At 68.5% G+C, this 11,869-nt stretch carries 10 protein-coding genes; 8 read left to right on the top strand and 2 right to left on the bottom strand.

Annotation, left to right across the window (positions count from 1 at the left end; all coding sequences use genetic code 11):
- Positions 1 to 29 precede the first annotated feature (29 nt).
- A complete protein-coding gene (locus VNR19_RS06110) occupies positions 30 to 911 on the bottom strand; it encodes a CPBP family intramembrane glutamic endopeptidase (protein ID WP_325724912.1) in 882 nt (293 codons plus the stop codon).
- Positions 912 to 1,077: 166 nt separating this feature from the next.
- On the opposite strand from VNR19_RS06110, the gene VNR19_RS06105 reads away from it, so the two are divergent.
- The 3 genes from VNR19_RS06105 to VNR19_RS06095 all read left to right on the top strand — a co-directional run bounded on the left by VNR19_RS06105 (position 1,078) and on the right by VNR19_RS06095 (position 5,764).
- Positions 1,078 to 2,910 (top strand): ABC transporter family substrate-binding protein, encoded by a 1,833-nt coding sequence (locus tag VNR19_RS06105; RefSeq protein ID WP_325724910.1) that lies wholly within the window; start codon positions 1,078 to 1,080, stop codon positions 2,908 to 2,910.
- Between the two features lie 180 nt (positions 2,911 to 3,090).
- Positions 3,091 to 4,608 carry an ABC transporter permease gene (locus VNR19_RS06100; protein WP_325724908.1) on the top strand — a complete coding sequence of 506 codons (1,518 nt, stop codon included), beginning with the start codon at positions 3,091 to 3,093 and terminating at the stop codon, positions 4,606 to 4,608.
- Between the two features lies 1 nt (position 4,609).
- The gene (locus VNR19_RS06095) at positions 4,610 to 5,764 is read left to right on the top strand and encodes an ABC transporter permease (protein WP_325724906.1); all 1,155 of its coding nucleotides are present in this window, start codon (positions 4,610 to 4,612) and stop codon (positions 5,762 to 5,764) included.
- Between the two features lie 10 nt (positions 5,765 to 5,774).
- Here the strand turns inward: VNR19_RS06095 and VNR19_RS06090 are convergent, their stop codons facing one another.
- Positions 5,775 to 6,386 carry a PH domain-containing protein gene (locus tag VNR19_RS06090; protein WP_325724904.1) on the bottom strand — a complete coding sequence of 204 codons (612 nt, stop codon included), beginning with the start codon at positions 6,384 to 6,386 and terminating at the stop codon, positions 5,775 to 5,777.
- Positions 6,387 to 6,418: 32 nt separating this feature from the next.
- On the opposite strand from VNR19_RS06090, the gene VNR19_RS06085 reads away from it, so the two are divergent.
- The 5 genes from VNR19_RS06085 to VNR19_RS06065 all read left to right on the top strand — a co-directional run bounded on the left by VNR19_RS06085 (position 6,419) and on the right by VNR19_RS06065 (position 11,862).
- Positions 6,419 to 8,227, top strand: coding sequence for an ABC transporter ATP-binding protein (locus VNR19_RS06085; RefSeq protein ID WP_325724902.1), 1,809 nt, complete (start codon positions 6,419 to 6,421; stop codon positions 8,225 to 8,227).
- An 81-nt stretch (positions 8,228 to 8,308) separates the two neighbouring features.
- Entirely contained in the window at positions 8,309 to 10,228 is a 1,920-nt protein-coding gene (gene typA, locus VNR19_RS06080; protein ID WP_325724899.1) for a translational GTPase TypA, read from the top strand.
- A 73-nt stretch (positions 10,229 to 10,301) separates the two neighbouring features.
- Entirely contained in the window at positions 10,302 to 11,063 is a 762-nt protein-coding gene (locus tag VNR19_RS06075; RefSeq protein ID WP_325724897.1) for an AzlC family ABC transporter permease, read from the top strand.
- Positions 11,060 to 11,374, top strand: coding sequence for an AzlD domain-containing protein (locus VNR19_RS06070; RefSeq protein WP_325724895.1), 315 nt, complete (start codon positions 11,060 to 11,062; stop codon positions 11,372 to 11,374). The genes VNR19_RS06075 and VNR19_RS06070 overlap by 4 nt, the downstream gene beginning before the upstream one ends.
- Before the next feature lie 38 nt (positions 11,375 to 11,412).
- Positions 11,413 to 11,862 carry a DUF6113 family protein gene (locus tag VNR19_RS06065; protein WP_325724893.1) on the top strand — a complete coding sequence of 150 codons (450 nt, stop codon included), beginning with the start codon at positions 11,413 to 11,415 and terminating at the stop codon, positions 11,860 to 11,862.
- The last annotated feature ends 7 nt before the right edge of the window (positions 11,863 to 11,869 follow it).

Raw genomic sequence — 11,869 nt, 5'->3', positions numbered from 1 at the left:
TCGACGCGCGACGGATGCCGCGCCCGGCCTCAGGCGGCCGGAGTCGACGTCGTCGTCGGCGTCGGGCTCGGCGTGGGCGTCGGGAGGGGCCCGAACACGTCCGGCCACAGCGCCGCCGCGATGGGGTAGCCGACGAAGGCCACCGTGTCGATGAGCGTGTGCGCGATCACGAGCGGCATGACGCGGCCCCAGCGGCGGTAGCACCAGCCGAACAGGACGCCCATCGCGAAGTTGCCCACGACCGCGCCCGGTCCCTGGTACGCGTGGTACGCGCCGCGGATCGCGGCCGAGGTGAGGATGATCGGCCACCACGACCACCCGAGCCGGCGCAGCCGGTCGAAGAGGTAGCCGTTGAAGATGATCTCCTCGACGAGGCCGGCCCGCACGGCCGCGAGGATGAGCACCGGGACGGTGTACCACGCGGCGTCGAGGGGTGATGCGCTCACCTGGAGCGTGATGTTGAGCGCGCGCCCGACGATGTAGAGCGCGACTCCCGGCACGCCGATCACGGCGGCGAGCAGAAGCCCGCGGGCGACGTCGCCCCCGAACCGGCGGAAGTCCAGGCCGATGCGGCGCAGCGCGTTGCCGCCGGGATCCCACAGCAGGTAGACGACGAGCGCGACGACGGCGAGCGAGAAGAAGACGTCCAGCAGCTGGTAGAGGAGGTCCCAGAAGGCCGCCGCGTCACGGGTCGGGTTCAGTTGCGTCGCCCGGTCGCCGAGGCCCTCGCCCGCCGTCAGCGCGTCGATCGCCGTGCGGATGAGCGACAGCACGGAGTACAGCGCGGAGCGTCCCACCGTGACGGCGAGGACGAGCCAGATCTCCCATGTGAGACGAGCCCGCTCGTACCGCGACAGCGGGCCTCCGACAGTGGTTTCCCTCACAACATCGGGAGGTTCTGGCGGGCTCATCTTGTCAGATTGCCACACTGCGAACGGCCCGAGTTAAGGCTCTGTAACGTTTTCGAGGATTGTTTTGACCATCTCACCTGCCGTGCTTATGGTTTTCCCATCCAGCGCCCCCGCATGGCCCCGCCTACGCGTGTGCGCTCAACCCTGCACAGGAGGAACAGTGAGAATGAAGCGCATTTCGGCTGCGGTGGCGCTCACCGCCGTCGGCGCACTTGCGATCTCGGGCTGCGCCGCCGGTGGCGGCGACAACGGTGACGACTCCGGTCTCATCGAGGGCTCGTCGATCACCGCTGCGTGGAACCAGGCGTTCTACTCGTACAACGGCCAGACGTCGTTCGGTAACGCCACGGCCAACAACAACATCACGTATCTGACGCTCGACGGCTTCAACTACTACAACAACACGCCGGAGCTCGTTCAGAACACGTCGTTCGGCACGTACGAGATGCTCAGCGAGGACCCGCTGACGATCAAGTACACCGTCAACGAGGACGTCACGTGGTCGGACGGCACGCCCGTCGACGCCGCGGACCTCATGCTGCAGTGGGCAGCCCTCTCGCGCGCGCTGGACACCCCGGACTTCGACCCGGCCGAGTTCACCGACCCCGAGACCGGTGAGTTCACCGACGCCTTCCCGACCGACGTCGTCTACTTCGACTCGGGCGCGACCCCCGACTCGGGCCTCGGCCTCGTGACGCAGACGCCTGAGATCGGCGACGACGGCCGTTCGATCACCCTGACCTACGACGCACCGTACGTCGACTGGGAGCTCTCGTTCGGCTCGCCGCTTCCGGCGCACGTCATCGCGAAGAAGGCCCTCGGCATCGAGGACAACGAGGAGGCCAAGCAGGCCGTCCTCGACGCGATCGAGAACGAGGACGACGCCGCGCTCGCGCCGCTGTCGGCCTTCTGGAACGGCGGCTTCAACTTCACCGAGCTGCCCGACGACCCGGAGCTCTACCTCGCGAGCGGCCCGTACATGATCAGCGACTTCGTGGCCGATCAGTACATCACGCTCGTGGCGAACCCCGAGTACTCGGGTGACAACCAGCCCACGATCGAAGAGATCACGATCCGCTTCATCCCCGACCCGCTCGCCGCGGTGCAGGCGCTCGAGAACGGTGAGGTCGACATCATCTCGCCGCAGGCGACCGCCGACATCAAGACGGCGCTCGACGGCATCGAGGGCATCACGGTCGTGACCGGTGTCGAGGGCACGTACGAGCACGTCGACCTGCAGTTCAACAACGGTCGCAACCCCGAGAACATCTTCTCGAACGCGAAGGTCCGTGAGGCGTTCCTCAAGACCATCCCGCGTCAGGAGATCCTCGACACGCTCATCAAGCCGATCGCCGGCGACGACGCGCTCCTGCGCTCCTCGCAGATCTTCGTGCCCGGTGCCGAGGGCTACGACGAGTCGGTCGCCGAGAACGGCTCCGAGGCGTTCGCCGAGGTCGACATCGAAGGCGCCAAGCAGCTCCTCGCCGAGTCGGGTGTGACCAACACCGAGGTCTGCCTCCTCTACGCATCGAACAACCCGCGCCGTGTCAACGAGTTCGCCCTGATCCAGGCTTCGGCCGCTCAGGCGGGCTTCAACGTGACCGACTGCGGTTCCGAGCAGTGGGGTGGCCTCCTCGGCACGCCGGGCGCCTACGACGCGTCGCTCTTCGGCTGGCAGTCGACGAGCCTCGCCGTGACGAGCTCGGGCCCGACCTTCCAGACGGGCGGCATCAACAACCTCAACTTCTACTCCAACCCGGAGGTTGACGAGCTGATCGCCCAGCTGAACGTCGAGTTCGACCCCGAGGCCCAGATCGAGATCCAGAAGCAGATCGACGCGCTGCTCTGGGGCGACTTCTACGGAGTCACGATCTTCCAGTTCCCCGGCGTCACCGCCTTCAGCGACCGTGTGGAGGGCATCGACCCGTCGATCCTCGCTCCCACGATCTTCTGGAACGCGTGGGACTGGACCGTGACCGACGGCGGCTCGGAGGAGTAATCACCGAACGCGGCTGAACCGGGCCGACCCGGCCCGGTTCAGCCAGGTGGGGTGCAGGGTTCCCTCAGGGGAAGCCTGCACCCCACACGTTAGAATCCTCCCGGTGGCAGAGGGCTGAGGCCCGGCAATCCCGGTATCCCGCTTCTCTGGCCGACTCACGGATTGGTAGGCAGCCACACCATGGCTTCATTCATCATCCGGCGACTGATCGCGTCCATCTTCGTGCTCTTCGCCGCGACATTCCTCATGTACCTGCTCACGGCCTACTCCGGCGACCCGCTGGAGGACCTCCGTCAGAGCAACGCTCCGAACAAGGCCGAGCTCATGGAAGCTCGGACCAAGCTCCTCAACCTCGACGTCCCGCCGCCGCTGCGCTACTTCCTCTGGCTCGGTGGCCTGTTCCGCGGCGACTTCGGCATCAGCATCCAAGGGCAGCCGGTCAACGCGCTGCTCGGGAACGCGATCACGGCGACGCTGACCCTCGTCACGACCGCGACCATCGTCGCGATCGTGCTCGGCATCACCGTCGGTATCGTCTCGGCCCTGCGTCAGTACACGGGCTTCGACTACACCGTCACGCTCATCTCGTTCCTGTTCTTCTCGCTGCCGATCTTCTGGGTCGCAGTGCTCCTCAAGCAGTACGGCGCGATCCAGCTCAACAACTGGCTCGGCAATCCGGTCATCGCGATACCCGTCATCATCGGGGTGTCGATCGTGAGCGGTCTCATCTGGATGTCCCTCGTCGGCGGCAAGTGGCGCCGCCGACTCACCGTGTTCGGCATCGCCGCCGTCGCAACCGGGGCCGTCCTGGCGTTCCTCTCGGCGACCCGCTGGTTCGCCGACCCGAGCATCGGGATCGTGGTGTACTCAGCACTGGCGCTGGGCACCGCCATCGGCGTGACGGCGATCTCGACGGGTCTTCGCAACCGCAAGGCGCTGTACGCGTCGCTCATCGTCGCAGTCCTGGGCATCGCCCTGTACTTCCCGATGATGAACTACATCCTCAACGGGATGACGCTGTGGTTCTTCGTGGTCCTCGCGGTGCTCGCCGTCGTCGTGAGCGGTGTGATCGGGTGGTTCATGGGAGCACCCGACCGCGCGCCGGTGGTGCGCACGACCGCCATCGTGGGCTTCATCGTCGCGGGGTTCATCGCCCTCGACAAGTACATGTCGTACTGGGCGGTGTACGCCAACTCGAGCCGCGTGCGCGGTCGCCCCATCGCGACCGTGGGCGCCTCGACACCGGGTCTCGGCGGCAACTTCTGGGTGCAGGGCATCGACCTGTACACCCACCTGCTGCTGCCGACGATCGCGATCATCCTGATCTCGTTCGCGAGCTACACCCGCTACTCGCGTGCGAGCCTGCTCGAGGTCATGAACCAGGACTACATCCGCACCGCGCGGGCGAAGGGCCTGACGCAGCGGACGGTCATCGTGCGCCACGCGTTCCGCAACGCCCTGATCCCGATCACGACCATCATCGCGTTCGACGTGGGGGCGATCGTCGGCGGCGCGGTGATCACCGAGACCGTCTTCGGATGGACCGGCATGGGCCGTCTGTTCGTCACGGCGCTGGGCGCCCACGATCCCAACCCGGTCATGGCCTTCTTCGTCGTCACGGGCACGCTCGCGGTGATCTTCAACCTGATCGCGGACCTCGTGTATGCGGCCCTCGACCCGAGAATCAAGGTGGCCTGACATGAACACCACAGTCACTGAAGAAGAATCGCTCGACACTCAGGCCCTCTCCGAGATCTCGATCGAGCAGAAGGAGACCGAGGGTCTCAGCCAGGGCCAGATCGTCCGCAGGCGGTTCTTCCGGCACCGTGCTGCGCTCGTGTCGATGATCGTCCTCGGATTCATCATCGTCCTCGCGTTCACGTCCGTGGGCGTGAGTCTGTGGGGTCTGCGGATCCCCGGCTGGTGGCAGTACAGCTGGACCGAGATCCCGCCGAAGGTCAACAACGGCGTCCCCACGTTGAGCCTGTGGCCGCTCCAGTTCGGCGACCACCCGTTCGGTCAGGACGAGGTCGGCCGCGACATCTTCGCGGTCGTCATGCGCGGCACGCAGCAGTCGATCATGGTGATGGTCATCGCCGGTGTCGTCGCGACCGTGATCGGCGTCGTGATCGGCGCCCTCGCCGGCTACTACCGCAAGTGGACCGATTCGGTGCTCATGCGCTTCACCGACATCATCATCACGATCCCGCTGATCGTGATCGGCTCGGTGCTGGGCAACACGTTCGGGAACCTCGGCGCGGCCGTGCTGGGCGTCGTGATCGGCCTGTTCGCGTGGACCACGATGGCGCGTCTCGTGCGCGGCGAGTTCCTCACGCTCCGCGAGCGCGAGTTCGTCGACGCGGCACGCGTGTCGGGTGCGCGCGACCGGCGCATCATCTTCCGCCACATCCTCCCGAACGCGGTGGGCGTCATCGTCGTGAACGCGACGCTGCTCATGGCGGGTGCGATCCTGCTCGAGTCGGCGCTGAGCTTCCTCGGCTTCGGCGTGCAGGCGCCCGACACGTCGCTCGGCAAGATCGTCTCCGACAACCAGGCGGCGTTCTCGACGCGCCCGTGGCTGTTCTGGTGGCCGGGCATCTTCATCATCGTGATCGCCCTGTGCATCAACTTCATCGGCGACGGTCTGCGCGACGCGTTCGACCCGCGCCAGAAGAAGATGCCGAGCGAGCGCGCGATGGCTCGCGCCGCGCGTGCGAAGAAGCCGCTGTCGGCGACCGCGATCGAAGAGGCGGCCCTCACGGTGTCCGACGCGCCGGACATCACCGATCTGGCTCGAGCGACCGACAACAGCCCGGTCGATCCGGACGACGTGGCGCCCGGCCCGGAGCGATGACGTGACGCTGCTAGACCAGCAGGCCGATCAGCGTCGCAGCGGCGAGGACGGCGATCACCGCGATCGTCGCCCAGTGCCACGTAACGGCGGATGCCTCGGGGTCGACACCGCTCGCGAACGCTCCCGCGTCGCGCAGGCGCTCCCAGTGTCCGCGGATCAGCTGGGCGAGATTGCCGGTCGGCGTGCTGATCGCGTCGCTGGGACGAAGGCTGCCGTACTCGCCGCGGGCCGATTCGCCCACGCCGTCGAAGTCCTTGCTCGCAAGGCCGAGTGTGCGGTGGCGCCCGGGAGCGGGCGTCGCCCACACTCGCACGACGCCGCCGCCGACGGTGCGGAGCGTGAGCGAGTACCGGGTCTCGATCGCGGTGATGTTCGGCCACGGCACGAAGTGCGTGCGGAACACGTTGACGACGGTGATGCCGTGCTCCTGCACGCGCAGGCTCGGGTGCCAGAACAGCGCCCAGGCCACGGCTGCGACGAGCAGGATCGGCCAGCTGTAGCGCAGCGCCGCCGCAGGGTCCTCCCACAGCATGAGGATCACCCCCGCGACGCACACGACGATGGTCACGACGGCGAGGACCCGGCCGAGCACCGGTCGGTAGAAGACCTCCTGAAACGGCATGACCACAAGCTTTCCAGATGGGATGACAACGAATGACTGACACCACGGGCATCGACGCCGAGATCGCGGCGTCGCACAAGGCCCTGCCCGAGACGATCCTCGAGGTCGAGAACCTGGGCGTCGACTTCTGGGTGGAGGGCCAGTTCTACCCCGCCGCGATCGACATGAGCTACGTCGTGCGACGCGGCGAGGTGCTCGCGATCGTGGGCGAGTCGGGTTCCGGCAAGAGCACGAGCTCGATGGCGCTGCTCGGCCTTCTCCCCGAGAACTCGCGTGTGACGGGCTCGATCAAGCTGCTCGGACGCGAGCTGCGCGGTGTCGACGACGCGGCGCTGCGCGCGCTGCGCGGCAACGAGATCGCCGTGATCTTCCAGGAGCCGATGACGGCTCTCAACCCGGTGTACACGATCGGGTTCCAGATCATGGAGGCCCTCCGCTCGCACGACCGCAGCCTGTCGCCGTCGGCCGCGAAGGAGCGCGCGATCGAGCTGCTCCGCATGGTCGAGATGCCGAACCCGGAGCAGTCGTTCCACAAATACCCGCACCAGCTCTCGGGAGGCCAGCGTCAGCGCGCGATGATCGCGCAGTCGATCTCGTGCGACCCGCTCCTGCTGATCGCCGACGAGCCGACGACCGCGCTCGACGTGACGGTCCAGGCCGAGATCCTCGACCTGCTGCGCAACCTGCACAAGCGCCTCGACTCGGCGATCATCCTCATCACGCACGACATGGGCGTGGTGGCCGACCTGGCCGACCGCATCATGGTGATGAAGAACGGCGTCGTGGTCGAGCAGGGCACGGTGCACGAGATCTTCAACGCGCCGAAGCATCCGTACACCCAGCAGCTCCTCGCGTCGGTGCCGCACCTCGGTCTCGGCGTGATCGAGGAGGCGCCCGAAGCCGCCCTCGGCGTCGTGGAGGCGGAGGACGCCGTCGTGCCCGCGATCGCGGCGATCCGCGAGCGCGCGACCGAGGTGGCCGAGGAGATCGTCGAGACGCGCGAGCCCGTTCTCTCCTTCCAGGACGTGGCGATCGACTACCCGAAGCGCGGGCGGATCCCTGCGTTCCGCGCCGCCGAGCACATCAACCTCGACATCTTCCCGGGTGAGATCGTGGGCCTCGTGGGCGAGTCGGGCTCGGGCAAGACGACGCTCGGTCGCGCCGCGATCGGCCTCCTCCCGATCGCGGACGGCAAGCTCATCTCGGTCGGCACCGACATCTCGCACGCGACGCAGAAGGACCTGTTCGCGATCCGTCGCAAGACCGGAATCGTGTTCCAGGACCCGGCGTCGTCGCTCAACCCGCGCATGCCGATCGGTCAGTCCATCGGCGAGCCGATCCTGCTGTCGGGCGAGGCGAAGGGCAAGGCCCTCGACCGCCGCGTCGAAGAGCTGCTGAACCAGGTCGAGCTGCCCGCGTCGTACCGCAACCGCTTCCCGCACGAGCTGTCGGGCGGTCAGCGTCAGCGCGTCGGCATCGCCCGTGCGCTCGCGCTCGCGCCGGAGCTGCTCGTCGCCGACGAGCCCACCTCGGCGCTGGACGTGTCGGTGCAGGCGCGCTTCCTCGAACTGCTGCAGGAGCTGCAGGCGCAGCTGCAGTTCGCGTGCCTGTTCATCAGCCACGACCTCGCGGTCGTCGACATCCTGGCCCACCGCATCGCGGTGATGCACCACGGGAAGCTCGTCGAGACGGGCACGCGCGACGAGATCCTGCGCGGGGCGACCGACCCCTATACGCAGCGCCTCATCGCGGCCGTCCCGGTTCCCGACCCCGACGCGCAGCGCGAGCGCCGCGAGGCGCGCGCCCTGCTGCTGCAGCGCGGCGCCGACGCGGAAGGCTGACGCTCAGGAGCGCCCGATAGACTGGAGGACGCCGGATTCCCGGTGTCCTCCAGTCTTTTCTCTTCTCCTCAAGGATCCTCCATGGCGCGCGCCTTCCGTCCGGACCTCCGCAACGTCGCGATCGTCGCGCACGTCGACCACGGCAAGACGACCCTCGTCGACGCCATGCTGCGCCAGACGGGGTCGTTCGGCGAGCACGCCCACGTCGAGGAGCGCGCGATGGACTCGAACGACCTCGAGCGCGAGAAGGGCATCACGATCCTCGCCAAGAACACGGCGATCACGTACAACGGCGCGCACACCGACCAGCCGGTGACGATCAACGTCGTCGACACCCCCGGCCACGCCGACTTCGGCGGCGAGGTCGAGCGCGGCCTGTCGATGGTCGACGGCGTCGTGCTGCTCGTCGACGCGAGCGAGGGGCCGCTGCCGCAGACGCGCTTCGTGCTGCGCAAGGCGCTCGAGGCGAAGCTTCCCGTGATCCTGCTCGTCAACAAGACCGATCGCCCCGACGCGCGCATCGCGGAGGTCGAGGAGGAGGCGCACGATCTGCTGCTGAGCCTCGCATCCGACCTGCTTGACGACGTCCCCGACCTCGACGTCGACGCGCTCCTCGACGTGCCGGTCGTGTACGCGAGCGGTCGTGCCGGCGCGGCATCGCGAAACCGCCCCGGGAACGGCGAGCTGCCCGACAACCCCGACCTCGAACCGCTCTTCGCGGCGATCCTCGAGCACGTGCCGGCGCCGTCGTACGACGACGAGGCGCCGCTGCAGGCGTGGGTCACGAACCTCGACTCGAGCCCGTTCCTGGGACGCCTCGCGCTGCTGCGCGTGTTCAACGGCACGCTCAAGAAGGGGCAGACGGTCGCGTGGGTTCGCCACGACGGGTCGCACTCGAATGCGCGCATCACGGAGCTGCTGAAGACACGCGCGCTCGAGCGCTACCCGGCCGAGTCCGCCGGTCCCGGCGACATCGTCGCGATCGCGGGCATCGACCAGATCACGATCGGCGAGACGATCGCCGACCCCGATGACGTGCGTCCGCTGCCCGCCATCACGGTCGACGACCCCGCGATCTCGATGACGATCGGCACGAACACGTCGCCGCTCGCTGGCAAGGTCAAGGGGCACAAGCTCACGGCGCGCATGGTCAAGGACCGGCTCGACCGCGAGCTCATCGGCAACGTCTCGCTCAAGGTCGTCGACATCGGGCGTCCGGATGCGTGGGAGGTTCAGGGCCGCGGCGAGCTCGCACTCGCGATCCTCGTCGAGAACATGCGCCGCGAGGGATTCGAGCTCACGGTCGGCAAGCCCCAGGTCGTGACGCGCAAGGGTCCGAACGGTCAAGTGCAGGAGCCGTTCGAGCACCTCACGATCGACGCGCCCGAGGAGCACCTCGGTGCGATCACGCAGCTCATGGCGGCGCGCAAGGGCCGCATGGAGACGATGGTCAACCACGGCACCGGGTGGGTGCGCATGGAGTTCATCGTGCCCTCGCGCGGTCTCATCGGCTTCCGCACCGAGTTCCTGTCGGTGACGCGCGGCACGGGCATCGCGAACGCGATCTCGGCCGGTTACGACGACTGGGCGGGCCACATCGTCGCGCGTGCGACGGGCTCGATCGTCGCCGATCGCGCCGGAGTCGCGACTCCGTTCGCGATGATGGCCCTCCAGGAGCGCATGAGCTTCTTCATCCAGCCCACCGACGAGGTGTACGAGGGCATGGTGGTCGGCGAGAACACGCGCTCCGAAGACATGGACGTGAACATCACGAAGGAGAAGAAGCTCACCAACATGCGGTCCTCGACCGCGGATGAGCTCGAGAGGCTGACGCCCCCGCGGCAGCTCTCGCTCGAGGAGTGCCTCGAGTTCGCGCGCGAGGACGAGTGCGTCGAGGTCACGCCCGAGGTGGTGCGCATCCGCAAGGTGATCCTCGACCAGACCGAGCGCGCTCGTGCCGCAAGCCGCCTCAAGCGACAGGACGCCGCCGCGAGCGCGTGAGCCGCGCGACCGGTCCACCGGTCATCGATCGGCCCGCGACGGCACGTCGGGAGTAGTCGGTACCATCGAGCGAGTGAGTTCAGCGCCCGACTTCGATGATGCGGATGCCGCCACCGAGGCCCGCAACGCATGGCGTCAGGCCCTCGGCGTCGCGATAGCCACGAGTGCGTACGGCATCTCGTTCGGCGCGCTCGCCGTGGCATCCGGCCTCGACGTGTGGCAGACATGCGTGCTGAGCCTGCTCATGTTCACGGGCGGCTCGCAGTTCGCCTTCGCGGGCGTCATCGGGGGCGGGGGAGTCGCCGCCGCGCCCGCGGCGATCGCGTCAGCGTCGCTCCTCGGCATCCGCAACATCGCGTACGGCATGCGCATGTCGCCGGTGATCGGCCCCGGCTTCTGGCGCCGCGCGGCCGCGGCGCAGTTCACGATCGACGAGTCGACCGCGGTGTCGCTCGCGCAGCGCACGCAGCGCGCGCGCCTCGTGGGCTTCTGGGTCACCGGCATCGGCATCTACATCGGGTGGAACCTCTCCACGCTCGCCGGCGCCCTCCTCGGCGATGTGCTCGGCGATCCGCGCGCGTACGGACTCGACGCCGCCGCCGCCGCGGCGTTCCTCGCGCTGCTGTGGCCGCGTCTGCGCCGGCTGCAGCCGATCGCGGTCGGGGCGGCGGCGGCAGTCGTCGCGGCGATCCTGACGCCCGTGCTGATGCCCGGTCTCCCGGTGCTCGTCGCGGCCGTCGTCGCGATCGTGGTCGGGTGGTTCAACTGGCTCGGGCCCGATGACTCGGCGCCCGAAGAGCCCGCCGATGTCGCCGAGCGGGAGGGACTGCCGTGACCCTGTGGACTGCGACGCTCGTCGCGGCGATCATCTGCGTCGCACTCAAGACGCTCGGCTACCTCGTGCCCCCACGCGTGCTCGAGGCGCCGCGCCCCTCACGCATCTCGGACCTGCTCACCGTGGCCCTGCTCGCGGCGCTCGTCGCGGTGCAGACGCTGGGCTCCGGGCAGGCCATCGTGGTCGATGCGCGGGTGCCGGCCGTCCTCGTGGCGGCCGGGCTCCTGCTGCTGCGTGCGCCCTTCCTCGTCGTGGTCGCCGCCGCCGCGCTCGTCGCCGCCCTCTTGCGGCTGTGGGGCTGGGCGGCCTGACAGGAGGGCCGTACTCGGGGATCTAGACTTGCCCGGTGATGTTCTCGTGGTCCCGTGTCGGCACGTGGATCGTCGCGTTCGTCGTCGGTGCCGTCTACGGGGTCGCCGGCACCATCGCGCACGCGTACACGCTCGCGTGGTTCCCGCTGGGCCTGCTCCTCGCGCTCGTCGGCTCCGCGGCGCTCCTCGCGGCCGTGCGGCTCCTCACGTCCGACCGGTGGGCGGCCCTCGGCACGGGCCTCGGCCTCATGGTCGCGACGCTCGTGTTCTCGGGCGCCGGACCGGGCGGATCCGTCGTCGTCCCGCAGACGGGCCTGGGCATCGTGTGGACGATCGCCGTTCCGCTGCTCGTGGCCGTGGTCGTCGCGTGGCCCGAGCGCCTGCCGCGTATGACGACGACAGCCGCCGAGCACGCGACCGAAGAGCCGGATGCCGCAACCGGCGCGCACACGGCGGGCGAGGCATCCGCACCCGACCGCTCGGCCTAGACTGGTT

The sequence above is a fragment of the Microbacterium sp. genome (assembly GCF_035556355.1).
Classification (GTDB): Bacteria; Actinomycetota; Actinomycetes; order Actinomycetales; family Microbacteriaceae; genus Microbacterium.
Note: the sequence above shows the minus strand (reverse complement) of the source record. Positions and strands in the feature narration are given on the sequence as shown.

Bases quoted from the DNA above. Each gene is read 5' to 3' on its own strand.
- typA (WP_325724899.1), top strand. From the start codon at position 8,309: ATGGCGCGCGCCTTCCGTCCGGACCTCCGCAACGTCGCGATCGTCGCG.
- VNR19_RS06100 (WP_325724908.1), top strand. From the start codon at position 3,091: ATGGCTTCATTCATCATCCGGCGACTGATCGCGTCCATCTTCGTGCTC.
- VNR19_RS06105 (WP_325724910.1), top strand. From the start codon at position 1,078: ATGAAGCGCATTTCGGCTGCGGTGGCGCTCACCGCCGTCGGCGCACTT.
- VNR19_RS06090 (WP_325724904.1), bottom strand. From the start codon at position 6,386: ATGCCGTTTCAGGAGGTCTTCTACCGACCGGTGCTCGGCCGGGTCCTC.
- VNR19_RS06085 (WP_325724902.1), top strand. From the start codon at position 6,419: ATGACTGACACCACGGGCATCGACGCCGAGATCGCGGCGTCGCACAAG.
- VNR19_RS06110 (WP_325724912.1), bottom strand. From the start codon at position 911: ATGAGCCCGCCAGAACCTCCCGATGTTGTGAGGGAAACCACTGTCGGA.
- VNR19_RS06095 (WP_325724906.1), top strand. From the start codon at position 4,610: ATGAACACCACAGTCACTGAAGAAGAATCGCTCGACACTCAGGCCCTC.
- VNR19_RS06065 (WP_325724893.1), top strand. From the start codon at position 11,413: ATGTTCTCGTGGTCCCGTGTCGGCACGTGGATCGTCGCGTTCGTCGTC.